The sequence below is a fragment of the Chitinophaga filiformis genome (genome assembly GCF_021646545.1).
In the GTDB taxonomy this organism is placed as follows: Bacteria; Bacteroidota; Bacteroidia; order Chitinophagales; family Chitinophagaceae; genus Chitinophaga; species Chitinophaga filiformis_A.
Genome location: NZ_JAKIRP010000009.1, coordinates 184,546 through 210,764, shown reverse-complemented (window position 1 = coordinate 210,764; position 26,219 = coordinate 184,546). Strand labels below are relative to the sequence as shown.

The following is a 26,219-nucleotide window of genomic DNA, read 5'->3' as shown; positions in this document are numbered from 1 at the left end:
TATCAGTCTTTGGACCTTAATCCTTCACTTTTTCAGACACCAACCGGCAATGATCGCATTTCAGATCAAATTTCTCCAGTAACTTACTTTCCAGCTGCCATTGCCCTCCACAGGAAGGACAACTTTGCTCCATTTTCTTACTGTCGTAGTTAAACAGATAATAATAACTAGGCTTACCGGTCAGCTCTTCCAGCCTGTTGCAGATACTCCTTCCCTGCATTGTCAGTGGGCTTTCGATATCTGACAAATAACTGTGGAACGGCTTTTCTCCCATGGACCCTCTGAACCAGAGTCCGTCAATCTCCTCATAACTCCTTGACCATGAGTTAATATCCTCATAATTCCTGTGCCGTGTATGCGTATAGGGGAAACTATATAAGGGAATCGGTTCAAAACTGTCACCCGACCTGATAGGAGAAGCTCCTCCCCAGTATAATATCAGCGAGCTGGAAGAGGCGATATCTGCAGTGGGTATAGCTACCAGGTGCTCCCCTACATATTTGTAGGATACAGTAACGTTATAGCGGTCCATGAGAATAGCGTTCCACTGGTTGACATAATCGCTGTTATAACGCTCGTCCAGGGAGTCCTTTTTCAGGCATTGCACATGCAACCCTACTGTATTCTCCTGAAAGAGGAATACCTCGTTCTGGGATACCAGCTGTCCATTGGAACGTAAGGATCTGACAAAAAAATCTGCGTCATGCAGAAAGGATTCCATCTCCGGCTTCGGCCAGTCGGCCTTTTGAAAGAGGATTTGATAGATGTGCATAGGATATAGTTGATAGCGTGTAAATAGGATATATTAAATTTAATCAAATACGGTCAAATAAAAAAGCCCTGGCTGCGACTGCAACCAGGGCCAATACTTTTACCTGGAAACTACTGTAACAAGCTGATGATGTAGCATCTATCGAAAATAGTGACCTGAAGTTTAAGTTTGTCATTCCGGTGAAGAGCGTCGCAACACAGATTAATCCTTATACTGTATTATATAATGGACAGTCTGCGAGGTCCCGCCCTCACCGGCCTGTATGCTCACCTCGTAGTGTACGTTGCCTTCATCTACAGAAAAAGGCGTTTTCCGCTTTTTAAATTTACCGAGGTAGGTTCGTTTCGACAGCCGGTTGAGATCATCAGCAGTTACCTTACCCCAGAAGAAATACATAATGTCGATCTCTGACAACAGGCCCGTCTTTCTGTCAAAAGCAGCTGCAATACTACAAGTCTGATAGAACCGGTCTTTCTCCTTCAGATCATCATCCGTCAATGCCCAATAGTGGTCGAGCTTCCTCTCTTGCCCGTCAGGAGCATAGTTACTTTCCTCATCAACCGACAGATCATATTCTTTTTCCAGTTTTTTCAGATCGTCACACAGGGATATTTTATTGCCTTTGTATGATAGCCAGGCATCAGCACATGGACGGCGCCGCGCCGAGCAAGACAACAACAATACAATTGCAAGGGATAAACAGATATACGATACAGTTTTCATAAAAATTAAGATGCTTTCATAGGCCGTCTACCAAAGTAACGATGTTTATATAAACAAAAAAACTCCCGCTTTCACGGGAGTTCCTATCAAACATAATACACTATTATAACTTACCTACTTCCTGCCACCAGAACTTCACACACTCCTTCACGTCAGGTACACTGTTATCCCAGTTATATTCATACTCTACGGAGAACATACCCTTGAAATTCTGCGCTTTCAGCTCAGCCAGTACCGCCGGCATGTTGCAAACACCATTCCCCCAGATAACATCATGTGCAGCAGGTGCTTTTTCATTCAGGTCTTTAAAGTGCAGGTGCAATACATGACCTTTCAATTGTTTAATACAGTCCACAGGCTCCATACCGGAACGTGCCCAGTGACCAATATCCGCGCAGGCGCCGAATAGCTTGCTGCGGCCTTTAATAGCTACCAGTACACTATCCGGATGCCAGTAATGGCTTGGTTTCGGATGGTCGTGGATAGCCACTTTGATCTGATATTTATCGCACAGGCGGGAAATCGCGTCCCAATGCTCACGTTTAGGCTCAGCAGTGATCACCTGAATACCCATCGCCTTCGCAAATGTGAACACTTCCTGCCATTCCTGCTCGCTAGCCGGGGATAGTACGCCGTAAGCTACCAGTTTCTTCTTCTTCGCTTTCAACAGTGCTTTTACCTGTGCCTGTTTTGCAGCATCCATTCTCCAGTCAAATTTGCCCTCAATACCGTTGCCAATGGTCTGACCATTGTAACATTCCACATAATGTACGCCAACGCTGTCCATTTTGTCCAGCGCCTGCGCCAGGGTAAAACGGTTGAAGGTATACGCCTGTGCGCCCAATTTCCAGCCCAGTTTATCTGCTTTTCCCTGCGCAAAACTTAACGTGGATGTCATCGTCGTACCAGCCAGCATGCCAGCCAGTAACAGCACGCTGCTCAATTTTTTAATCATCTGCAATAATTTTAATTTGATAATCAGTAAAGACCTTCGCGAAAAATAACAGCTTTCCCCGAAGAAAGCAAGCTATGCATGGTTAATCGGCCATATGACTGCTATAAAGGGTACGGTTTCCTGGTAAATAACGGTGTCAAAACGCCTTAACATTGTTAAAAATCTAACAACTATCCACACATTTAAATATGACACATACATAATACTCTATATCTTATCGATATTTTTCGTTACATTTTGTACAGATTGCCGCCTGTGGACTATGTGCTCACATCATCCAACTAAATTCGCTAATTTTAGATTTATTATGAGAGGCATACATTTTTCCAAATTTGAACCCGATGAGCAGCAGGGAAAATCGCCCTTTGAGAAGCTACTGGATGTATTTACGCAACTGCTGACTTATACCAGCGGTGATGTCAGTGAAGCACTGCAATGGCTGACCGAACTGGACAAAGAGTACCAACTTACGAATGAGGAGTATGGCATCGGAGATTTTATACAGGACCTGAAGGATAAAGGATACATCCGCGAAAACGAAGAGAACGGAACCATCCAGATAACCGGTAAGACCGAACAGAACATCCGGAAACGCGCACTGGAAGAAATCTTCGGTAAACTTAAAAAATCCCACCAGGTTGGTAATCACAATACCCGCAAATCAGGCCAGGGTGACGAACTGAACGCAGACAGCCGTCCATTCCAGTTCGGGGATGCACTGGAGCAGATCGATATGACCGCTTCTATCCGCAATGCCCAGATCAATCACGGCATCGACAGCTTTTCCATCCAGCAGGATGACCTCGAGATCCAGGAGACGGACTTCAAAACGCAGACCTCCACCGCCCTGATGATCGATATCTCCCACTCCATGGTCCTTTATGGTGAAGACCGTATCACACCGGCTAAAAAGGTAGCAATGGCGCTCAGTGAACTGATCACCACCCGCTATCCGAAAGACACGCTCGATATTATTGTGTTTGGCAATGATGCCTGGCAGATAGAGATCAAAGATCTCCCGTACCTGCAGGTAGGTCCCTTCCATACCAATACCGTAGCAGGACTGGAACTGGCCATGGATATCCTCCGCCGCAGGCGCAACCCGAACAAACAGATCTTTATGATCACTGACGGTAAGCCCACCTGCCTCAAGAACGGGAAAGAGTATTATAAGAACAGTTTCGGCCTGGATCGCAAAATCCTCAACCGTACACTCAATCTCGCTGCTCAGTGTAAGAAATTAAAGATTCCAATCACTACATTTATGGTAGCTACCGACCCGTGGTTGCAAAAATTCGTAACAGAGTTTACAGAAACCAACAACGGGAAAGCCTTCTTCTCCGGTCTGGATAAACTGGGACAGTTCCTGTTCTTCGACTTCGAGAATGGAAAAAGAAAAATGCTGTAAAAGCATTGCACCATCATATCATTGATAATCCATTAATACAACATGAATATTAATATTAGTACGTTAGGTGAATTAAAGAAGAGTGGATACAAACCCAAATCCGTTAAAGAAGAGATCAGACAGAACCTGATCCGCAAACTGCAGAATAAAGAGAATGCATTCCCAGGTATCATCGGTTATGAAGATACCGTTATTCCCGATACAGAAAGAGCCCTGCTCTCCCGTCATAATATCCTGTTCCTCGGTCTCCGCGGACAGGCTAAAACACGTATGGCCAGGCAGATGATCTCCCTGCTGGACGAATACATTCCCATCGTAGAAGGCTCGGAAGTGAACGACAGCCCTTTCGAACCATTGTCTCGCTATGCCCGCGACATGGTATCTGAACTGGGTGACGCTACGCCTATCTCCTGGGTGTCACGCGAACAGCGCTATAGTGAGAAACTGGCTACACCAGACGTTTCTGTTGCCGACCTGGTAGGCGATATCGATCCTATCAAGGCTGCCAATATGAAGCTGAACTATGCAGACGAAAGAGTGATCCACTTCGGTATCATTCCCCGCTCCAACAGAGGCATCTTCGTGATCAACGAATTGCCCGACCTGCAGGCCCGTATCCAGGTATCACTGTTCAACATACTGCAGGAAGGTGATATCCAGATCCGTGGTTTCAAAGTGCGTATGCCGCTGGATATCCTGTTTGTGTTCACCGCCAATCCGGAAGACTACACGAACCGTGGTTCCATCGTTACGCCGCTGAAAGACCGTATCGAAAGCCAGATCATCACCCACTATCCGAAGAGCGTGGAAAATTCCCTGCTCATCACCGAACAGGAAGCCAATGTACATGCAGACCAGCAACATGTACACATCAGTGATATGATCAAACGCCTGATCGAACAGGTGGCCTTCGAAGCACGTAACAGCGAATATGTAGACAAGAAAAGCGGTGTTTCTGCCCGTCTCACCATTGCCGCCTACGAAAATGCAGTGAGCGCAGGTGAACGCAGGGCAATCATCAACAAGGAAAAAAGTACCTACGTCCGTATAGCTGACCTGCAGGGTATCATCCCCGCTATTACCGGTAAGATCGAACTGGTATATGAAGGCGAACAGGAAGGACCATTACAGGTAGCGGTTAACCTGCTGGATAAATCTATCCGCAGCGTCTTCTCCCAGTATTTCCCCAACCCCGATTCCTTCAAGAAGCGTAAACAAAGCGCGACCGCAGAGAATCCTTACAGGGCGGTGATACAATGGTTCGATAAAGGCAATGCGGTACAGTTATTACAGGATGTGAACGATAAGCAGTATGAGACCTCGCTGCTGAAAGTAGAGGGCCTTAAAGAGCTTATAAAGGGCAAATTCCCGCATGCCAATGCCAAGGAACAATTACTGCTGATGGAATTCGTGTTGCATGGCCTGGCCTCCTACTCCCTGATCAGTAAAAAGGTAGTGGAAAATGAGACCCGTTTCAGCGACCTGCTGGGTACCATGATGAACTTTGGTAACAGCTCAGAAGAGGAGAACGAAGAATTCTAAAACATACTTTTTCGAAAACGACGCGGAATACCGGACAATATCTGCTTAAATTGGGGGTTGCATCTTACAATTGAAGTGTATATCTTTCAGTATTCCGCGTTCTGCATTTCATGCACCGCGCTCATTGAAAAACACTATTTCAACTCACAGTTATGAACAACTCAAGAAGACACTTTATCCGCTCTGCCTCCACATTGATGGCAGGAGCCGGATTGGTCAGTGCGTTACCCGCTTCTTTACGCGCTGTTGCCCCCAGTGACAAGATCAATGTTGCAGCCATCGGTATTAACGGTATGGGATGGGCAGACCTCAACGCCATCCTGAAAAGCCCGTATGCCCAGTGCGTAGCCTTGTGCGATGTAGACAGGAACGTACTGGATAAAAAAGCCGGAGAACTGGCGCAGAAAGGCCAGAAAGTGAAGACCTATAGCGACTACCGCAAGCTGCTGGAAGATAAAACGATCGATGCCGTGATCATCGGCACGCCGGACCACTGGCATTGCCTGCAGATGACCGACGCTGTATCTGCCGGAAAAGATGTCTACGTGGAAAAACCTATCGGGAACTCCATTGCAGAGATCAACGCCATGGTAGCCGCCCAGGAACGCACTAAACGTGTAGTACAGGTAGGCCAGTGGCAACGCAGTCAGCAACACTTCAAAGATGCCGTTGCCTTCGTACATTCCGGTAAACTCGGCCAGGTACGACTGGTAAAAGCATGGGCTTATATGGGCTGGATGCATTCCATCCCCAAACAACCAGACGGTACGCCGCCTGCTGGCGTGGATTATGCTGCCTGGCTGGGGCCCGCTGAAAAGAAACCTTTCAATCCTAACCGCTTCCATTTCAACTTCCGCTGGTATTGGGATTATGCAGGCGGCCTGATGACCGACTGGGGTGTACACCTCCTCGATTATGCCCTGCTGGGTATGAAAGCACAGCATCCGGTATCTGTCATGGCAGCAGGTGGCAAATTCGCCTATCCTGATGATGCAGCTGAAACACCAGACACCCTCACCACTGTATACCAGTTCGATGGCTTCAATATTCAATGGGAACACGCTATCGGCATCGATGGTGGTCCTTATGGCCGTGATCATGGTATTGCATTCATCGGCAACAACGGTACACTGGTATTAGACCGTGGCGGTTGGGAAGTGATCCCTGAAAAAGGAAAGATGGAAGCAGTACCCCGTACTAAATCTGTAGACAATGGCCTGGACAAACACGCCATTAATTTCCTCGATGTTATCAAGTCCCGTAAGCTGGAAGATCTGAACACTCCCGTTCAGGCAGGCGCACACGTGGCAAGGGTAGCTCAGCTGGGCAACATCGCATATAAAACGGGCAGGAAACTGAACTGGGATGGCGCCAAAGAGCAATTCGACGACGCTGCTGCCAATAAGTTCCTGGCTGCAGAATATCACAATGGTTACAAGCTGCCAAAAGTTTAGATCATAAAACTAAGGCGGGCGTTCAGTAATGATGAATGCCCGCTTCTATAGTCGTCTGAGTGTACCCACATCATGCACAGACAAAGCCACGCTTTGCGTTTTTGTAGTAGAGGCAACATCCCAATATTGTCAGTAGTAATCCGGGTTTGAGGAAAAATGAATCGCAAAGAGGAGAAGATCGTGTATCCCTGCCATAAATTATACATAGGATGGTTAACACATCCTTCAGTACAACTTATCAATATTTATGGCTGACAACTATCAGCCTGGTAAAAAACCGTTACAACGGCAGCACTCAGATAGCCGTACCGGCATTTTCGTTTTCCTGCTCCAGCATCATAGACAGGTATACGGCATCACTGATCGGATTGTCGTAATAGGCTGCTATCGGCTGAAAACCGAGGCTCGTATATAATTCAATTGCCGGACGCATATGAGCAAGGGTATCAAGCAACATACGTTTATAACCCAGCTCCCTGCCAGCTTCTATGGCTCTGCTGGCAAGTGCCCTGCCAACGCCATGACCTTTAAACGCATCCCGTACAAAAAGTCGCTTCATCTCGCAGGTGGAGTTCTCAAAACTGCGTACCCCTACGCAACCTGCCGGCTGTCCGTCAACCAAAGCAAGAAACAAAGCACCTTCAGGCGCTACATAATAGGGATCAGGTAAACTGATCAGTTCTTCTTCGAACCGTTGAAAACTAAGGTCTACACTCAACCAGTTGGCATACTCGCGAAAGAGTGCTTTTACCTGCTCCAGCGATTTCAAATCGTCTCTTTTTACTTCTACAATGTCTAGCATACCGCATCTTTTTAGTATATAAAACACAAAAGCCTCCTGAGCATCAGAAGGCTTTTTATCTGGTTCCGGATTGGAAATATGTTTGTTCGTCACATAGTACCTGTCCTGAACTCTTACTGTAAACGATATAATTTTAAAATTAACTCATTGTCAGCATTCACTACTTCACTCAATTCAGCCTTACTGCTCACCTCCCTGCTTATTTTAGGGGGGAAACAAATATAAGGAATTTTACGTAAAAAGCACAGCTGTTGAAAGAAATACTTTAAGTCCTATTTACTGTCTGCATGTAGTGCTTTTAATTCTGCCGCCAGTGCCATCATAGTGTTGACCCCCCAGTGTTCATAGTACTTTCCGTCCTTTATAGTAACCATATCCATTACCTGGATATTTACAGGCTGATGTGTAGCTGGTATGCCCAAAAAAGCGCCGGTATGTATGCCGCTGATCATTTTCCGGGTGGTCACCTTATCACCTTCCCCCACCTGCTCATAAATGGTTACTTTCAGATCAGAGAATGCAGGCCGCAGGATGTGTTCAAAAGTATATATCAAACCCGCAGGCCCTTTGTCTATGCCTTTAGCAGCGGTATGATTGATGAATGCTGTATCTACTATTTCCTGGAAGCTTTGCGGGTTACCTTCCTCAATGATCTCTTTGTTAAAACGTCTTACGATGGCCTTGTTCTGTTCAATTGTTGCTGTCATGATCTGTGATTTTATACAGCAAAATTAGGCAGCACTATAAGGTACATGTTAGTCCTGCGCGTTCAGCCTTTGTGCCTGGACGTTCATATTTTGTTCCTGATATGCCGAGGGCGTCACACCAAACACCTGCCGGAATGATTTTGTGAAGCTGGAATGGCTTTCATATCCCACCTTGTCATATACATCGCCAGGTTTGGTCTGCGGGTCCAACAGCAGACGGGCCGCTACCTGCATCTTCTGCTCCAGCAGCCATCGCTGGGGAGATGTGCCGTAGATCTTTGTAAAACGGCGTTTAAAAGTAGACAGGCTCATACTACACAGAAAAGCCAGTTCCTCCACAGTCACAGGGCGGGTAATGTTGCCTTCTACCGCTTTCCGGATCTCGAAATCCTGTGTACTGCCAGTACTATTCACTTTAAACTGCAGCAGGGCATCCGGGTCCGTTTGTAAGAGGTAAAACATCAGCTCTTCGAATTTCAGTATGCAGACCTCCTGTGGCAAGGGCTGACCCAGTTGCAGCATCAGTCGCAGGGACTCGATATAGTTGCGCAGAAAAACATCTTTCTCAAAAGTAATGAACGATGCCTCCTCTAGTTGTTTCCCCTGCCGGTGCTGCTGTACCAGGCGATCATACTTCATATAGAAATCCAATAGTGCATGATCGCTGAAATAGAGCAGGATAGCCTGGTAGTCGCCTTTATCTGACAATACGCTGGTGGTCAGGCAGCTCCCTGCGGCCAGGAAAAGGAACCCATCGTCATTGACCGTGGTGGATTGTCCGCCGTAAATAACGGTCTTACGACCTTCGATCAACAGGTGGATCATATTCCTGTGCAGGATGACCCTGTTCTTTTTCGTCTTACAAAGGGAAGTAAAAGGCCTGATGAGGATGTGGTCCTCTTCGCGGTATTGCGCCGGATTCAGGTCCTGAGGAAGATTGATGACTTGCATTCCCGCAAAGATCACGAAAAAACACTTAAGGAATGATGCCACGTTCTCTGAAATCATCAAAGATCCGGAAGAACATTTCCTTTGTCTCCACATACTCATGGAAGCCGGCCCTCCGTGCTTTGGAACCATCAGCAAACATATCATAGTCCCAGCTGAACACGAAGTCGGCAAAGCGCCAGGAGGACAGCTCCTCATAGCTGATATCCGCCAGCCCGTATTTCTGCTTTATTTTTTCCCATAAAGGGGCTTTATCGGCCATAATCACCTCCAGCGACATTGGTAACGGAGGAGCTACGGCTAAATCGAAATAAGAGGCTATTTCCGGCCACATCTCGTTCCAGCGGAACAAGTCTCCATTCACGATGTTAAACGCCTCATTTGCCCCCTTTTCTGCCGTTGCAGCCCAGGTAGTAGCCTTAGCCAGCAGACCGGCATCAGTCATCTCCAGCAATTTGTCATAGGCGCCCGGTTTACCAGGAAAGCGGAGCGGCAGGCCCAGTTCCTTCGAGATAACCGCATACACGGCAATTGCCAGGGCCAGGTTCATCGGATTCCCCAACGCGAATCCACCTACTACCGAGGGGCGTAATGCCGACCAGGTCCACCGTTTGCCAGCCTGCTGCTGTTCCAGGAATTCCTGCTGATCTACATTGAATTCGGGCGGCATATGTCCTGCGTCTGATTCTCTCGCAGGCGTTTTGAAAGGCCCCAGGTGAGCGCCATAGACTTTATATCCCTGCATCAGGCTGATATGCTGCAGGTCCCTTGATACGGGTTCCACGACCCCCACCAGGTTTTTCAGCATAGCCAGATTAGGTGGCACCAGTTCCGCCCAGGTAGGGGCATCTACATAGGCCGCATAGAAAATGTGGGTGATGTCCGTGAGATCATGCAGCTTGTTAAAGGTATCTTCCCTGTCCTGCAGGTCTACCGCGATATATCGTATACGCCCCTCCGCCTTCCCTCCTCTTCTTGACAATCCGATAATCTCCCAGTCTTCCAGTGTAGCCAGGTGTGCTGCCAGGTTCCTTCCTATTACGCCTTGTGCCCCGGCGATGAGTGCTACTTTACGTTGTCCATTCATACAGTCGATTTTATGCCTCAAAATTACCTGTACCGGCTAGCCTGGCATTTGTACATTGGCAGGGATTATTTGTATTTTGCGTCATATGCAGCGATATGTTCAACATGAATTTTTAAAGGTTTCCCATTTCACCTGTGCAGAGTGGCCACATCCCTTGCATAACCACAATCATTTTGAGCTGATCTTTATTCACCAGGGCAGCGGTTTTCACTGTTTGTCCGGCATAAAATATCCTTACAGCGGCGGGGCTGCCTTCTTGCTTCATCCGGCAGACTACCACAGTTTTGAGATAGACACGCCCACTACATTTACCTTTATCAAGTTCACCAGCGCCTATATCGCACAGGTAGGTCATCTACCGCCTGAGCATCACTGGAACCGGCATATGGATGAACTGCTGGTGTGTAGTCGCCGGCAACAGCTGCCTATTCTAAGATCTGCTGCGGATGCTGGTAAAATCGACGCCCTGCTCCGCCTACTGGTAGCGGAATGGCAGGAGAAGGCCAATGAAACGAGTGAGACTATTTTCTTCCTGCTGCAGTCTGTTATGTCCATCATCCGGCGTAATATGCATGAGCCGAAGGAAGCGTCAGTAAAGCAACAGGAAAAGATCACACAGATCGTACATTATATCCACCAGCATGTCTACGATACAGCCTATACGAAGCAGGAACATCTGGCTGACTTATTTGGTTTTTCAAAGAAACATTTAGGCGCCTTTTTCAGGGAGCAAATGCAGGTTTCATTACGTGATTATATCCACCAATACAAGCTCCATATTATTGAAAACAGGCTGAAGTACAGCTCCTTATCCTTAAAGGAGATCAGTGAAGAACTGGGCTTTACCGACCTTAGTCACTTCAATAAGTTTTTCAATACCCATCACGGTATAAATCCATCTGAATACAGAGACAAATAGCCGTTTGTTAATACATATAAAAATATTATATTTGTCATGCAAGTGTTCGATCCTATGACTGCTGGCATGATGCCGGCGAACTATTCTAAAAGCCGTATTACGTCCTATGAAACTATTTGATCGCTTCAGCAAGAAATCCGCAACAGCTACGATGCCTGCACTATCGCCTACGGGCGAGAAGAATTTTGTAGATGACCTGGTAACTTATTTCAGCTCTCAACCGGAAATTACCGCTGCCTGGTTTGGCTTTGCATACAACAACGCTGTTAAGCAATATCAGTTGTTCCTGGCAGTAGACCATGACGGTGAGGCTGAAGCAATTTCAGCTCTCACCTGGACGATCAAATCAGCCCACATGAGCGATACAGACATTCAGTACGCTTCTCCCACACATAGCGGCGACATGCTCGAATACATCAGTCAGCACAATCCTCCTTTTTATCATAAAGACAATTCAGCGTTATTACAGCAGAAGGTAATGAAGCAGTGGTTTGATGTAAAGAAGTATAAACAGGAGCTGATCGATACGCTTAAAGCGTCCAAAGTCTTCGCACTTGCTTATGAATATGAACTACCAACTGACCGCTTCAGCTTTGCGACCTATGTCAGGGATACGGGTGAGTTCCTTCCCTTATTCAGCAACCAGGACATGATCGCGAAAAGTGGCATAAGTGACATCCCCAAAGGCCGGCTGGCGGTCCAACTGCCTTTTGAGATGATCTCGAAAATGCTGGCGAAGGAACAGTTCTTTATCCTGAATCCTGGCACACCGTTCGAAGTGGAACTGCGTGTATAAAAGTGCTATCTTGCAGCTGCTGTCATCTTCTCTGTTTGGTATTTGCGACAGACAAGTGAAGTTACAAACCGGTAGCATACACAACGCATGATAGAAAATCTGGAAGAACTACTTTCCGAATTAAATCCGAATGACGTCTCCAGGTTTAGCCTGGCAGGTGCTGAAACCCTCTGGCTAACCTTCAGGAATATTTACGCTAAAGAATTCGGTGGAGACATCAATATAACGTCAGACATATTCGATAAGGCCTGGTTACTTGTAGCCGGTCAGCTTAAAGATACTACTGTTGATCAGTTGGAGGAGGCCGCCAAGAACCAGATCCCTGATCTCGACAACTTCATGGACATCTTCGAATCCGCCTGGCGTACTACGCTGGCGTCTGCTGCACAGAATGCGGCTACCGGCGTATGGCTGGCCATCTGCGGATTGGCAGTAGAACCATTAGGCGCTGCCCTGGACACTACTGATATTATCAGGAATACACTGGATATCCTGATCAGCACACAGTTTAGCACAGAGCATGGCGATGATGCCTATCCGTCTGAAGAAGATGTCGAAAGCCATCCTTTGTATCAACATGAAGTAACGAGACAACGGGAAGCGATACAGGCATTGAAGAACGGTAAGGCCGCGACTTTCAGGTCTGAGTTTGTAACGCAAATGAACCTGGAGGCTTTGGGGATTCCGCCACAGTAAAACAATATTATTTTACAGGCAGAAAAGCCCTTCTCCGTAAATGGAAGGGGCTTTTCTTTTTGGTCTTCTAATGGTCCTTGCTTATCCGGAAGGAAAACTTCAGTAATTCACTTTGCGGGACGTGCGCTTATCCCAATAAAACCGTGACAATTTATCTTTAAAAAGATCTGCTCATCGGGGGTATAACCAGGATGATGCATCTTTCAAAAGAGCGCTCCCCGAAGGAAAAACTGTCGTAGTTCCTCTTCTGAAAATGTTTTTACTGAGCAGGAAAGAGTTGTAGTAAAATGCCAATATTAAACTCAACGATCTCTTTTATATCCTGATTAATTGCCTGGAATTTTTCAGCCATTGGTCCGCCGCCAACGATAGTCCACAGTGGTCTTTCGCCCTTAGGTTGTTCCACGAGTTTCAACATAGCGTCAGCTACTTCCTGCGGATCAGGGCTTTCCGGCGTTGGTACAAAGTACTGCAGCAATGCACGTTTAAAAGCCATTGCATCAGCACCATATTGTGCCTGCACAGCTTCATTTTTTCCAATCATACTCTTATTGGTAATGTCAGTAGACGGATAAGCGCCAGGTTGGATAGTCACCACATCGATACCGGAAGATTTCAGTTCATAGTGGTATCCTACTGAAACAGCATCCAATGCTGCTTTGGTACCGTTGTAAGTACTGAGACTTGGGATCAGGTTCCTGCTTTGCACACTGGTCACATTGATGATCAGCCCTTCTTTCTGCGCATGCATATACGGCAATACAGCCTTCATTGTACGTTCGGGCCCGATGGTGTTTACCTGGTACATTTGTTCCGTCTGTTCAATGGTCAGCGCTTCACCCAAACCATAATAAGTAACACCGGCATTATTGATCAGTACATCGATCCTGCCACCTGATTTCTTCGCTATTTCAGCAATGGCGCTGTTCACGGAAACGGTGCTCGTTACGTCCATTTCTACTACTTCCACTTTCACTTTGTTCTCCCTGGCCCAGTCTTCTAACTCCTTTGCTACAGTGGCATTCGCGCCAGATAACCATTTTACGTTACGCATAGTAGCGTATACGGTATGTCCTTGTAATGCAAGTGTCTTTACCGCTTTCAAGCCGAATCCACTGGCGCTTCCAGTCAGAATGATGTGTTTCATTGTTGATTAATTGTTTGTTTGATAATTGATTTTGTTGCTTTAATATCTACCTACACACAGGTAGGCAAAATGCTTCTTAAAAAAGCCTTCTAGAAAGGCTATCTCAACTACCTACATGAAGGTAGATTGTACGGGCATAAAAAAATCTCCCTTATGAAGATTTAACTGTTTGTCTTAGTGAATTAATAGCCTTGTCAAAAGCTGCCTGTCCTCCTGTACGGCCTATCAGCAAGGCGCCGGGCATCATGGCCATCCATACATTGGCCAGTTCTTCTGCCGGTTCCTTAAATGAAAACTCATGTGATGCCAGTCCCTCTTTCAGGGTAGCCACGATCCAGGCTGCTACCAGCTCGGCATATTGTGATGCCGCCAGCTGCATTCTTTCCGTAATCTCGTTATAAGAACTACTGAAAGTGCTGATCACACAAAGCTTTTTCCCCTCTTTAAAATAGTATTGATAACTGGCAATTAAGGCCTCCAGCTTATCCATAGCCTTCGCCTTCTTTACCTTCTGCGTGAGATAAATGAAATCCTGGCGGTCTTTTTCTATTACAGCCAGACCAAGGTCTTCCTTGGATGGAAAGTAATGGTGGATCGAAGCGTTCTTGATATTCAGCTCCAAAGAGATTTGCTTATAATTAAAGGAATGGTAACCAATCCTTTGCATATAATCCCTGCCAAGTTCTATTATTCTTTCTTTGGTGTTTTGTGCCGTGTTCATCGTAAATGTGTGCTTTGATGAGGCAAATATACCTACTTGTAGGTAGGTATCAAAATTTATTTTCGAAAGCTCATTGACTCCGGCATCTGTGTTCGGATATGACACCTTATAACTTCATAGTAAATCTATTCCCGGGTGCCATGATTCCAGGCAAACAGATACTAAAGTATTCCGGCCTATGTAAGGAAATGGATCCTTGTGCAGACACAATATATTTGACAACATTGAAGTAACAGTCATTAGTGACCGGCGAAGCTGCCGTGAGTATAATAGTATCCTTTTTATTTTCCCAGGTACCGAAAGAATTAAATATCGTGGTCTTATCGAAACGAGTGTCCTTCTTCTTAGTTGTTAGAATAAAAGTACCCTCTTCCTCTAATTTCAATTCCCATTGTATGGCTGTATTATAGGAAAAGAACAGGTACTCTCCTCCCGCGTATATATTTTTCCGTGGGGAGGCTGAAATAAAAACAGCATCGAAAATAGAATGAAGGTGTTCATTAAACTAGCATTAAATAGTTAAACTATCATATAATTGGCAATTTCGAAATGGGTAAATATTGTACTTAAATTCATTACCGAAAAGATCTTCTACTACTTTTTTTAATACTTGTAAGCGCTGTTACAACAATCACTTAGTTGCCTCTTCGAAAAAAGTTATATAAGATTTTAAACATGTTGAGAATGGGCGCTCCATATTATTTAGGAATACAGAATTACATATCTCCTTCAATTCAACAGAAGGGTAATTAAATGAAATGAAATAGCTATAATCATGGCTAGGCATTCCCAAAGGATCTGCCGTTGCTGTATATATAAAGGAACTATCCTGAGCCAAACATTTCAACCACGTATTTGTTCGTTTATCGGTAACAATTTTATATTTTTTTGTTCTAAAATTATAACAATAAGCCTTATGTAGATTATTTCTAGTGACGATAACAGTCAACATTGCTGCCGCAAAGCCACGGCTTCCTATCACTCGAATAACATCCATTTTATCCTTTCTAACATTTCTCACAATACTATCCAGAGTCGATTTATAAGATTTGATATCAAAGGAAGAGGAATAGTGGCATTTGCATCCCAAATTAACCTGTGCTCTAATATCCTTACTTAAGAATATCAGCAATATTAAACCACATAAATAACGCATATTTTCTATTTTATCTTAGCAATCTCATTATTTTGAGTATTTCCTTAGTATCCTTATAGTACTGTGGTATGTCATTAGCGACTTTGGGATCAAGAGGCCCATATCCATGTTGCCCACCAAACTTTCCATTATGCTTTAAAAAATTAAAGGAAAATATATCATACTCCGAATCAAAATGCCCAGTTTTTGATGTTTGAAGTACATACGTTCTTAATGCCATATTCTGAACATTAGATCCAACCTCGTTCATCACCTCTTCTGGCATTATCCCACCCTGTCCTGAGGGAGCGTAACTCGTAACATCCGGTTCATCCCTGACCATCCTTACAATAGCTCCTCCAGCTTCAAGATTCCAATCTATCCCTGTTTTGGTTGATAATGCCTCTACCTTCACTCCATTAGAACTATAATGTAAACTTATCGGTACCGATAAGTTTGGTGTTTTATACTCGGTTATTGGAATCTCTGCACCCGCAGTCCCAGAAAACAGCCCCGTTTTCACAAAACCGGCGCGGCCCAGACTATAGGCAGTTGGTGAAGGAGGTATAATTGGAATATCACGATCGCTGGTTTGCGCATGCACACTTATAATATTAAATATACACAGCGAGCCAACTAAATAGGCACTCAGTTTGTTGTAACTCTTCATTTTCTATTTACAATGGATAACTACTTTGATTCAACAGCCTTTATTCTTTCTCTCAGGCTATTCAGTTCTTTCTCCTGCTCAATCACATGCAACGTCAACTCCTCCACCTTCTGTAACAAAATCCTATTCATCTCACCTACATCCTGCCCATCCTTCGCCACTTCTTCTGCAGATGGCACGTCGGGGAGATGCTTATTCGCCTTTATATAAGCTTCCACTTCCTGCAGCGACGGCAATTTATACTCCGCGTCAAATACAAAGTCCGGCCATGTTGTAGCTTGTGTAACTTTAACCCTCCTTGCAGCTATTGTTCCTTCTACAGCCAGTTTACTCGTACCTGTATTTCTTGTTCCGATACCAAGATTGCCACCAAAATAGTTGGTGCCCACTCCATTGAAATAAGCTGTATTGCCATAGGTCGAACCGTATATGTTGATAATATCATCTACAGCCGATCTGGCGCTGTATGTCACCCCTCCTGCAGTGGGCGTGTAACTTGCAGGGTTCTGTACGCCATCATAAACAACCGGCGACACGGGGTAGTCAGAACGGTATGTATATGTTGTCTTACCCCGCAGCCAGATAATTATATTCGCTGTATTATTACCAAAAGATGCATCTGTCCAACCCGCAATAAAAGTGCTGTTAGCAGGCACATGACTATTGGCCCCCCTGATATCCGCATCTATAAACTCGGATCCCATTCCCCAGTTGTTAACATGATATCTGAACTTTGCGATCAGTGATCCACGCCATGAGCTGTCCCGATGAACATTTGACCTCCCAATCTCCACCTCCGTGGCCAGATCAGAAGGGGCAGCGGCGTCTTTGAATGTAACCGGATAATACTTGCTAATATCTCCATTCACGGTAATAGTACCTGACGCCTGCGCATTAGCGTTCTTTACACCTGCAATACTTAAAATGCTTACAATACCCAAAAGGATGCTTCCTGACTTTAAAACTTTTCTCATATTCTGATCAAATACTTTTAAAAATTATACCCTAATCTCAATTTAACCGGACTCGTTGACGGCACATTCCGCTTCGCCAGAAAATCATACAACACCATGATATTCCCCTTCAGCTTCGCACTCACCTTATATTTCTTGCTGATCCCCAGTAACGCACTTCCCTGCCAGCCACTCCAATCCTTTAGTTGATCCGCATGCGTAATAGTCGACACATAATTCTGCTCAAACCCGCCATTCACAAAAAATGTCCCTTTCAGCTTCCAGTCAACAAACGAGCGTAATCCCATTCCCTGATGACTGATGTAGATGTCATTCCAGCCAGTACCCATACCCAGCTTATAAGACGCGCCAATACCAGCCGTCCCGTTCTTATGGAACTTATACCCCACCTGACCGGCGATATCAGAAGTTGTAGGAAAATAACGGTTGGACTTCTGGAACTGAATATTCCCACCAAACTCCAATCGTTGAAGGAAGCTTTTAGTCTTCATAGGATTCGGCTTAAAATCCGGCATATCACCAGCATTGTCGAGATCCGGGAACTTGTTCTTCAGTTCATTCAATTGTGACCTCGCCTGATCCATCTGCTGACTTACCGCCTGCCTGGCCGTCGGATCATTACCGAGCCTTTGCTGTATCAGCTGTTCTACCTGCGTGCGCGTCTGCAATCCCTCCAGACTCTGGGCAGTGTTATTCCCCGCAGTTCCCAGGTTGAATAAACTTGCTATCTGAGAGTTTTTACGGAGAAAGTCATTATAAGCAGGCATTTTTTTCAGCAACTCCATTGCCTTTGCCTCTGCTTTCTTTTTATCTTTCAGTACGGCTTTGTACTCGTTGATCTGCTGACCATAGTAGTAAGCCTCCTTATTGATCTTCTGAAGATCTTTGGTAAAGCCAGCGTACTGGGATAACTGTTCCTTCAGCTGCTTTTTATGTTCACGGATATACGCCTTGATCTGCTCGGCCTGTTGCAATTTGCCCTGCAGCGATTCAATATTCCCGGTAACACCTGCCAGCTTTCCTTTGGATGCACCTAACAGCTCGCCTTTACCCTCCAGGAACTTCAAAGAATTCCCCAGCGAATCCAGATAGCTATTCCCTAAAGGTAGCTTACCAGCCACCTTGTTTTTGAGCCCTGCCTTCAGACTCCCCAAACTGTCTATGGACTTTGAGAAAATATTACCTGCAGCCACAGAATCGACCTTCCAAAGGCGGGCCTTCATTTTCCTCTCCTGCTTAAGTAAACGGGTCAATGCCTTGTCAGCACGCTTATTCACCTGCTGCTCCATACGCATTGACTTCTGCTTTACCTGGGACAAATATTTCGCAGGTAATGCTGGTGCTTTCATAGAACTGCTATCCCGGGCTGTAACCGTCGTATCTTTCCGATAGGTATCAACAGGATCATGCAGGTTCATTATAAGAAGACTTATAACAATCCAACTATTCATATTTATAGGCTAAGATCTAAATTGAGAATTGTGAATATGCTCGAACAAAGTATAGAAAATGAAATAAATTTTGGGCAACATCAAATTTCAACTGCGACAAAGATCATAAAACGATCTGACAAACCGCATAACACATTCGTTGTACATGTGTTATGGAATTATAAATCAGAAGTTCCTTTACAAAGAAAAAACTCGCCTACGCATCGTATATGCGCAGGCGAGTCCAAACTCAGGCGCTGCATTTTATTTCTATTCCCGAAAAACATGCAGCATATAATTTCCATTACTACATTACTGTAGATAAAAACAGTTTATAATTAACCGCCGTCCATTTCCAAACATCATCGCGAGCTATTCTACGCCTCCGTCTCCACCTCCTTCGGATTCGGCGCCCCTTTTCCGGTAGCGATCAGATTCTTCAGGCTCTTTTGGATATATCCCGTCCAGGCGTCATGACAAATCTGATAGCATTCATACGCAGGCACTAATCCCTGGTGCGTGAATCGGATCTCCGTTTTTCCTTCCTTTTCCGCAATGTCGAAGATGATCTTTGTATCCTTCCACTCGCTCTTATCTTCCGTAAAATTGAAATAATTATCCATAACATGCCAAACCACCTTCTGCGCCGGAATAAGCTCAATGACCTTGATACGGCAACGATGAACATCCTTGAAACCATATGCAAATTCACTATTGAGTTTATCTGTACTTCCTTGAATGTTCTCAGACCACCATCCGCGAACATTGATGATAGCATTAAAAGCTTGCTGGGCTGTCTGATCCACCAGAATAGTAGTGGTAAAGTCCTGATTTTTCATGCTTATATCTTTTTGATGTTAAGCAAATTTAACGCTCGTTTATACAACATGAACTGTACTACCTGGACATTCTGACAGGTGGATTTAGACAGCCCCGCTACGCTATTCTCTTACATGCAATACTTTATAAGTCTTCACGACATCATTCGCTCTCAACTGCAGTACATACACACCTGCAGGTAAATGCGGTGTCCGCCAGGTTATGGTCTGTACACCCGGTTGCATTACCTTATCTACCAGGAGTGCAATCATTCTACCATTCACATCGTACGCGTTCAGTTGTACCCTGCTTTCATGTACAACATCAAATGAAATAACTAAATAACTATTGAACGGATTAGGATAAGTCCTGATGACTGGCTGACCCATTAATTCCTTACGCGCGCGGTCTTCCAGGTCTTTCCATTCGCTGTCATTGTCGGTCGTTGCTGATGACTGACGGAGCGGCAATGCTCTCAGTTGTTCAATGATCTTCTGTGCTGATGCAATCAATGCATTCCTGTCAACATCTGTCAAACCTGTTCGCTGTGTAGCGGTCCGTATCAACACAATGAATACCCTGAGCACAACAGCAGCTGGCCGGATCTGTCCGTTATTGTGCAGCTGTAATGAAATATCCAAAATGCCGTTCAATACCTGGCCTTCCGCCCGGGTCAGCTTACCAGCGTTCACCAATGCGGTGATCTGCTGCATCAGCGCCTTATACTGCTGCGCAATGTCTGGCTGCTGGCTTACCTGTATAGAAACACTGCTTTGATCATCTTCTGTGCTAACACCATTATTCGGAGATGAATCCGGATCAGGTAGCTTACTGGCTGTCACTTCCGCCGTATTGGTAATAGTACCCGCTGCATTAACAGTTCCTATGATAACCATGGTGGCCTGCTTACCAGTATTCAGGATCGGCACCTGCCACTTACCTGAAACATTATTATAAGCACCAACAGTCACTATCGCCTGCTTAAAGGCAACACCTGCCGGCAGTATATCTGTAACAACGATGCCTGGCGCATTCGCCGTGCCTTTATTAGTCAACCGGATAATAAATTTCACCTGATCGCCTGTAACATATTGTGTCTTATCAGCCGTCTTGCTCAATTCAAGATCTGCCGTTCCCTGCTGTTGTACATTTACGGTAACACTGCTCTGATCATCTTCTGTACCGATTCCGTTGTTCGGCGATGAATCCGGATCAGGTAGCTTACTGGCCGTCACTTCCGCAGTATTGGTAACAGCTCCCGTTGTATTAACAGTACCTGTAATGGCCATTGTAGCCTGCTTGCCAACATTCAGGATCGGCACCAGCCACTTACCTGTAACATTGTTATAAGTACCTACGGTAACCACAGCCTGCTTGAAGGTAATACCCGCCGGCAGTAGATCTGTAACAACGATGTCAGGTGCATTCGTTGTTCCTTTATTAGTTAACCGCACAACGTATATTATCTGATCGCCAGCAACATACTGGGTCTTGTCAGCCGTTTTGGTCAACTCAAGATCTGCAGTTCCCTGCCGGACGTTGATGGACACACTGCTTTGATCGTCTTCAGTACCGATACCATTATTCGGAGATGAATCCGGATCAGGTAATTTACTTGCTGTCACTTCAGCAGTGTTGATAACAGTACCCACAGCATTAAGAGTACCTGTGATGGTCAGTGTAGCCTGACTACCACTGTTAAGGATCGGCACCTGCCACCTGCCTGTTGCATTATCATAAGTACCAACAGTAGCCACTGCCTGTTTAAAGGTAATACCAGCCGGCAATACATCTGTAACAACAATATCCGGTGCATTGGCTGTTCCCTTATTAGACAATAGAATAGTATAGATAACATCAGCGCCAGGTGCATAATCTGTCTTATCAGCGGTCTTGGTCAATTCAAGATCTGCCGTTTGAACGTTACCTGTCAGCAGACAAGCGCTGAATTCACTGGTATTGTGACCAGGATCAGTAGCTGTACTGGTGATAACAGCTCCCGCCGGCAAAGTTATACCCGTTAAAACTGCATTAAACGCGGCATTACCAGCAGCATCAGTAGTCACTTTAAAGGAATCCAGGAAAGCCTGCCCCTCTCCGAATCCTGACGGATTGCAGACGTCATTGGAGAAGAAATCCAGTTTGTAAGTGGTATTAGGCTTGCTATTCAAAGTACCCTGTATGCTGGTGTTCCCACCTGCGCTATTCACAGCCGTCAATACAGGGAAGTTCTGCAAATTGTTCGGTCCTGCATCTCCATCGCCAGGATCATTGGCAGTAGGGCCATTATTACCCAGGTCAAGCCCCAGACCATTATTTTTGAAAATAGCATTCGCTGTTATTTCACTTCCTGTACCGGTTCCACCGAACGCAATACCCTTACCATTGCCGGTAACGGTATTGTTGTTAATACGCGCTGTTGCAGCATCATTCACAAGAATACCGGTACCATTACCGGATATAGTATTCCCCTCAAGATGCGCAATCGTAGTACCGTTTAACAGGATACCTGGTCCTCCGTTGTTGGTGACGGTGTTATTAAGTATACTCTTCTCTGTCAGGAAACTTTTTACCTCTATGCCTGCCTCGGTGTTTTTATCAAAGACATCATGCTCTATAAAGGCACGGACGGTAATAAGGTTCCTGCCATTGTTGATCCATCGGAGACCAACGCCACCATTCACCTTAAATTCATTATCCATCGATGTAAAGGTGCCGGTAGCGTTCGCATCAGCGATCACATCCAGCCTGTCTCCATCTTTACCATTATTGACAGCCGAAGAGCCAAGCAGCGCATAGCTGAAAGTTGTTCCTGCAGTCAATACTACCTTCCCGGTCCTTGCTCCGCCAGCGTTGCCGGTATATGCGTCGCCTTTCACATTCAACGCCATTTGCATACCAGGAGAAAGATCTGCTACATAGTTAAAGGCCACACCTGCAATACCCTGGTATATGCCATTGGTAAAGTTTTTGTTGCCCGCAGCGTGAAATATAAAGTTAGCTCCTGCCTGCCCCAGTTTTAATGTATCGCCGAGAAAGATCCAGTCGATCTTTCCACTGGCAGATTCTTCCACGTCCAGGGCCAAACCATTTTCGGTATGGAAATTATTCTCGTACTTCATCTGTACAATTTTCCCGTCCCCGAACCGGAACTTGCTGCCGACCGTCATATTTCCCTGGAAACTGTTCTTGCGTATATTGTAGCTACCATCTCCGTTTACAAACAGATCAATACCTACTCCCACAATTTCGGTAATGACATTCCCTTCAATGGTAATAGGTTTGGCACTGGCAGCGATGCCTATTTTGAATTTAGCCCCCGTATTATTCTCCCCGATAAAGTTCCCTAATATCTTAATCCCTTCTGTGAAACTACCGGTTACGGTAACCCCGTTGCTGTTGGTGGTTCCGGCCATCTTATTCCCCTGACCGGGACTCGCCCCGCCCACAGTGTTGTTCGGCGCATTGTTCAACACAACTCCGTCTTTCTTATTCGGCAAGGCTTTGTCACCCGATATGTCTAATCCGATGAAATTACCTACCGCAAAGTTATTTATCGCGCCGTTGGTACCAAACTGCGACGAATCACCCTGGATCTTAATACCATTACCCTCATTCCCCGATATGATATTTCTTAAAATACCGGTACCACCGATCGTACAACCCGGTGTATTATCAATGAAGATCCCATCGCCGCCATTGCCCTTTGCAGCAGTAGCGGTAAAGTCAGTACCGATGTAATTGTTCTGAATAACGTGTCCGCCTGCGCCCGGAGGTGGCGTACCTGAAATGTACATACCATGGGAAGAGAAACTATTGATCACAAAAAACAGGATCTCACAATTGCCACCCAGCAATTGCAGCCCTATTGCACCACCTCCCGCCATGCTGCCATCCAGTTCAATACGCCTGCTGTCGCTGTTTACAGCGTTAATAGCCACTGATCCGAGAATCGGCGGCAAGGCTCCCAGACCCGTGCTTCCTACTTTTATAACGATACTACCCGTACCCGGAGCGTCGGGAATGGCAAAGGTGATCCGGTTCTGCCCCAGGTGGCGATTACCATTATGATTTTGTATGGCTGCACGAAAAGTACATTGGTCGCCCATTGTAATTGGGTCCACATCACATTTCCCATCATCACCGATATCATTTGCGTTAGGATCACTTTCATCGCCGGTCATATTCACCGTAAATGTCTTCGTGGATTGCGCCAGCAACGTCGCTGGCATAAATAATAAAAACAGCAGGAAGATTTGTAGAAAAAGTACATAGAAATGATTTTGTTGGTTTTGGTGTAGATAAACGGGATCGGTAAGAGATGAATACCTCTCGTTTAGATTTTGTCTCATGATGATTTGCTTTAGATGTAGGCAATACGATACAATCCAGACTATAGTAATCTGTTGCTGTTCGCTGCAAGCGAACGCTCACTTGATGTCAGTGAGTGGCACTATCCCGAAAAAAGGCCCACTCAAAATGTTGAGTAATGCATTGGCGTAAGTTTTTTGGAGAATGTTGATAGATGGTATAAAGAGAATCCTGGACGTCTGAAGTTGGCTGCTATTCTATGCTAAACACTATGGAATCGATTCCAAACCAGTTAGTTAGTCATAGTAACAAAGATCATAAAAAACGGGAGAGATAAAAAATAATATATCGTTCTCCGGGGAAATTTCTTTCACCAGATCATACGATTACGCAGGTACTATTCACATCAAATATTTATTAGTTTTACATCCCTATGGCATTATTCCCTCATGGAGGCATCGGGCTTCTCATCCTGCTAATACTGGGCAGTATTATGTTCATCTGTATCAGGACCAAAAAACTCACTATTCCGGCGGCCCTGCTGGCTGGTATAATCGGCGCTGTTACCTTCTTCGGCACGAGCTGGATAGGCCTACTATCACTGATCCTGTTTTTTATACTTGGCGTTTGGGCTACTTCTCACCGGAAAGATCTGAAAGCTAAAATAACATCAGATGGAATACACCCTGAAGGCCGCAAAGCCAGCCAGGTCTTTGCCAATGGCGGTGTGGCGGGTATTGTCTCTTTTATCGCCTGTCTCGATCGTTCACATATAGCCCTCTACGAATTAATGGTGGCCGCCAGTCTGGCCTCAGCGCTGGCCGATACGCTTTCTTCTGAACTGGGCATGGTATACGGCCGTAATTTCTATAATATCTGGAGTTTCAAAAGAGAACCCAAAGGCCTGGATGGTGTTGTCAGTCTGGAAGGAACACTGATCGGTGCTGCAGGTGCAGGCATGATGGCACTGCTGTATGCCGGCTTTGATAAAAGAGGGATTATTGTCTTACTGGCAGGCATATTGGGAAACTTACTTGACTCGGTACTCGGTGCAACCCTGGAACGCAATAAATACATCGGGAACGATGTGGTGAACTTCCTCAACACATTCTTCGCGGCAATTTTTGCCGGTGCATGTTATGCACTGGCGCAGCAATGGTATGTTCACAGGATGCCAGGCATAACATGCCTACAAAAAGAAATAAAAATATTGCTTTCATAAGATGGGATTGCTGCGTTCAATTTATCCTTTTTTTTCGTTAAATTCATTATGAGCAAGCATCCATAACACCAAACAGCTTTACTATGTCCACGTTTACTGAAAATAAGACTACGGTGTTTGATAAGTTCCCCAACATACGCACTCCACACCTGGAACTTGTCCAGATCACCGAAAAACATGCCCAGGACCTGTTTAAAATACTATGCGATAAACAGGTGAGCCGGTACTACAACCTGTTGCCTCCAGACGATGAAAATGACTGCCAGCGACTCATCGATTACTTCCGCGAGCGTTTTAAATCAAAAGCCGGCATCAGGTGGGGTATTCAACTGAACGACAACAACGGCATCATCGGCACTGTGGGGTTCAATCACTTCACTAAAAAGCACCGCGCCAATATCGGATACGACCTGCAATATTCGTACTGGAACAACGACGTCATTGCAGAAGCGCTGTATGCAGTTATCAGTTTTGGCTTTTTTGCGCTGGATATTAACCGTATCGAGGCGGAAGTAATGGAAGGCAACGATCCTTCCATAGAAGTACTGAACAAGATCGGCTTCAAACAGGAAGGCGTGCTCAGGCAATGGCATTACTGGGATGATAAACACTATGATATGCTGATGTTCTCACTGCTGCGGTCAGATGGACAAGCGTAACAAACGCAATATACCCTGCCGATAATCTCATTGTCTTCCTGCCATCCGGTCTGTTTTCCCCGCCGTGGCGGGCTTCAGACACGTGGCTTCGGTCGAAGCTTGTAACGATACTATTACTTAAACAGGCCTCTGGTTGTATTACCGCTTTTTCTTAAAATCCCGTAAACCAGGTTGACCGGTTTACGGGATTTTTTTTATGCCTTCAGGAAACACATATTTTGTTATTGCCATGTATTGCTCACAAATTCTTCAGTCCTTTATATAATCCTTATTTTATACAGGCGATGTAAGCCCACTACTATACTGCTTTCCCTGAGATAAC

General features: G+C 45.4%; 23 protein-coding genes. 8 read left to right on the top strand and 15 right to left on the bottom strand.

The annotated features are described in order from the left end of the window. Positions 1 to 16 precede the first annotated feature (16 nt). From L3C95_RS21270 to L3C95_RS21260, 3 genes are all read right to left on the bottom strand, one after another. Complete coding sequence (locus L3C95_RS21270; protein WP_236390656.1) at positions 17 to 772, bottom strand: DUF2310 family Zn-ribbon-containing protein; 756 nt, start codon at positions 770 to 772, stop codon at positions 17 to 19. 201 nt (positions 773 to 973) lie between these two features. After that, a complete protein-coding gene (locus L3C95_RS21265; RefSeq protein WP_236390655.1) occupies positions 974 to 1,495 on the bottom strand; it encodes a hypothetical protein in 522 nt (173 codons plus the stop codon). Positions 1,496 to 1,598: 103 nt separating this feature from the next. Beyond that, positions 1,599 to 2,450 (bottom strand): sugar phosphate isomerase/epimerase family protein, encoded by an 852-nt coding sequence (locus L3C95_RS21260; RefSeq protein WP_236390654.1) that lies wholly within the window; start codon positions 2,448 to 2,450, stop codon positions 1,599 to 1,601. Between the two features lie 307 nt (positions 2,451 to 2,757). Here L3C95_RS21260 and L3C95_RS21255 point away from each other — a divergent pair, with 307 nt between their 5' ends. The 3 genes from L3C95_RS21255 to L3C95_RS21245 all read left to right on the top strand — a co-directional run bounded on the left by L3C95_RS21255 (position 2,758) and on the right by L3C95_RS21245 (position 6,854). Next, positions 2,758 to 3,858 (top strand): vWA domain-containing protein, encoded by a 1,101-nt coding sequence (locus L3C95_RS21255; protein WP_236390653.1) that lies wholly within the window; start codon positions 2,758 to 2,760, stop codon positions 3,856 to 3,858. A 42-nt stretch (positions 3,859 to 3,900) separates the two neighbouring features. After that, on the top strand, positions 3,901 to 5,400 hold the full coding sequence (locus tag L3C95_RS21250; RefSeq protein WP_236390652.1) for a sigma 54-interacting transcriptional regulator: 1,500 nt from the start codon (positions 3,901 to 3,903) through the stop codon (positions 5,398 to 5,400). 152 nt (positions 5,401 to 5,552) lie between these two features. Further along, positions 5,553 to 6,854: a Gfo/Idh/MocA family protein gene (locus tag L3C95_RS21245; protein ID WP_236390651.1), complete on the top strand. Its 1,302-nt coding sequence runs from the start codon at positions 5,553 to 5,555 to the stop codon at positions 6,852 to 6,854. Between the two features lie 295 nt (positions 6,855 to 7,149). On the opposite strand, the gene L3C95_RS21240 is transcribed toward L3C95_RS21245, so the two are convergent. From L3C95_RS21240 to L3C95_RS21225, 4 genes are all read right to left on the bottom strand, one after another. Next, a complete protein-coding gene (locus L3C95_RS21240) occupies positions 7,150 to 7,656 on the bottom strand; it encodes a GNAT family N-acetyltransferase (protein ID WP_236390650.1) in 507 nt (168 codons plus the stop codon). 272 nt (positions 7,657 to 7,928) lie between these two features. Further along, positions 7,929 to 8,363, bottom strand: coding sequence for an ester cyclase (locus tag L3C95_RS21235; RefSeq protein ID WP_236390649.1), 435 nt, complete (start codon positions 8,361 to 8,363; stop codon positions 7,929 to 7,931). A gap of 48 nt (positions 8,364 to 8,411) precedes the next feature. Next, positions 8,412 to 9,314 (bottom strand): helix-turn-helix transcriptional regulator, encoded by a 903-nt coding sequence (locus L3C95_RS21230; RefSeq protein WP_236390648.1) that lies wholly within the window; start codon positions 9,312 to 9,314, stop codon positions 8,412 to 8,414. A gap of 25 nt (positions 9,315 to 9,339) precedes the next feature. Then, positions 9,340 to 10,398 carry an SDR family oxidoreductase gene (locus L3C95_RS21225; protein ID WP_236390647.1) on the bottom strand — a complete coding sequence of 353 codons (1,059 nt, stop codon included), beginning with the start codon at positions 10,396 to 10,398 and terminating at the stop codon, positions 9,340 to 9,342. Between the two features lie 85 nt (positions 10,399 to 10,483). On the opposite strand from L3C95_RS21225, the gene L3C95_RS21220 reads away from it, so the two are divergent. From L3C95_RS21220 to L3C95_RS21210, 3 genes are all read left to right on the top strand, one after another. Next, complete coding sequence (locus L3C95_RS21220) at positions 10,484 to 11,317, top strand: AraC family transcriptional regulator (protein WP_236390646.1); 834 nt, start codon at positions 10,484 to 10,486, stop codon at positions 11,315 to 11,317. 106 nt (positions 11,318 to 11,423) lie between these two features. Continuing rightward, positions 11,424 to 12,113 (top strand): enhanced serine sensitivity protein SseB C-terminal domain-containing protein, encoded by a 690-nt coding sequence (locus L3C95_RS21215; RefSeq protein ID WP_236390645.1) that lies wholly within the window; start codon positions 11,424 to 11,426, stop codon positions 12,111 to 12,113. A gap of 87 nt (positions 12,114 to 12,200) precedes the next feature. After that, on the top strand, positions 12,201 to 12,809 hold the full coding sequence (locus L3C95_RS21210; RefSeq protein ID WP_236390644.1) for a DUF416 family protein: 609 nt from the start codon (positions 12,201 to 12,203) through the stop codon (positions 12,807 to 12,809). 259 nt (positions 12,810 to 13,068) lie between these two features. Here L3C95_RS21210 and L3C95_RS21205 read toward each other — a convergent pair whose 3' ends face one another. The 8 genes from L3C95_RS21205 to L3C95_RS21170 all read right to left on the bottom strand — a co-directional run bounded on the left by L3C95_RS21205 (position 13,069) and on the right by L3C95_RS21170 (position 23,937). Further along, the gene (locus L3C95_RS21205; protein WP_236390643.1) at positions 13,069 to 13,956 is read right to left on the bottom strand and encodes an SDR family NAD(P)-dependent oxidoreductase; all 888 of its coding nucleotides are present in this window, start codon (positions 13,954 to 13,956) and stop codon (positions 13,069 to 13,071) included. Between the two features lie 151 nt (positions 13,957 to 14,107). After that, entirely contained in the window at positions 14,108 to 14,677 is a 570-nt protein-coding gene (locus L3C95_RS21200) for a TetR/AcrR family transcriptional regulator (protein ID WP_236390642.1), read from the bottom strand. Positions 14,678 to 15,308: 631 nt separating this feature from the next. Further along, positions 15,309 to 15,833 carry a hypothetical protein gene (locus L3C95_RS21195; protein ID WP_236390641.1) on the bottom strand — a complete coding sequence of 175 codons (525 nt, stop codon included), beginning with the start codon at positions 15,831 to 15,833 and terminating at the stop codon, positions 15,309 to 15,311. Positions 15,834 to 15,843: 10 nt separating this feature from the next. Continuing rightward, entirely contained in the window at positions 15,844 to 16,482 is a 639-nt protein-coding gene (locus L3C95_RS21190) for a hypothetical protein (RefSeq protein ID WP_236390640.1), read from the bottom strand. Positions 16,483 to 16,502: 20 nt separating this feature from the next. Next, positions 16,503 to 17,456, bottom strand: coding sequence for a hypothetical protein (locus L3C95_RS21185; protein WP_236390639.1), 954 nt, complete (start codon positions 17,454 to 17,456; stop codon positions 16,503 to 16,505). 17 nt (positions 17,457 to 17,473) lie between these two features. Next, positions 17,474 to 18,874 carry a hypothetical protein gene (locus tag L3C95_RS21180; protein ID WP_236390638.1) on the bottom strand — a complete coding sequence of 467 codons (1,401 nt, stop codon included), beginning with the start codon at positions 18,872 to 18,874 and terminating at the stop codon, positions 17,474 to 17,476. A gap of 389 nt (positions 18,875 to 19,263) precedes the next feature. After that, complete coding sequence (locus L3C95_RS21175) at positions 19,264 to 19,725, bottom strand: SRPBCC family protein (protein ID WP_236390637.1); 462 nt, start codon at positions 19,723 to 19,725, stop codon at positions 19,264 to 19,266. A 102-nt stretch (positions 19,726 to 19,827) separates the two neighbouring features. Continuing rightward, positions 19,828 to 23,937 carry a right-handed parallel beta-helix repeat-containing protein gene (locus tag L3C95_RS21170; RefSeq protein ID WP_236390636.1) on the bottom strand — a complete coding sequence of 1,370 codons (4,110 nt, stop codon included), beginning with the start codon at positions 23,935 to 23,937 and terminating at the stop codon, positions 19,828 to 19,830. Between the two features lie 512 nt (positions 23,938 to 24,449). On the opposite strand from L3C95_RS21170, the gene L3C95_RS21165 reads away from it, so the two are divergent. Continuing rightward, positions 24,450 to 25,238, top strand: coding sequence for a DUF92 domain-containing protein (locus L3C95_RS21165; RefSeq protein ID WP_236390635.1), 789 nt, complete (start codon positions 24,450 to 24,452; stop codon positions 25,236 to 25,238). Positions 25,239 to 25,321: 83 nt separating this feature from the next. Beyond that, the gene (locus L3C95_RS21160; RefSeq protein ID WP_236390634.1) at positions 25,322 to 25,897 is read left to right on the top strand and encodes a GNAT family N-acetyltransferase; all 576 of its coding nucleotides are present in this window, start codon (positions 25,322 to 25,324) and stop codon (positions 25,895 to 25,897) included. Positions 25,898 to 26,219 lie beyond the last annotated feature (322 nt).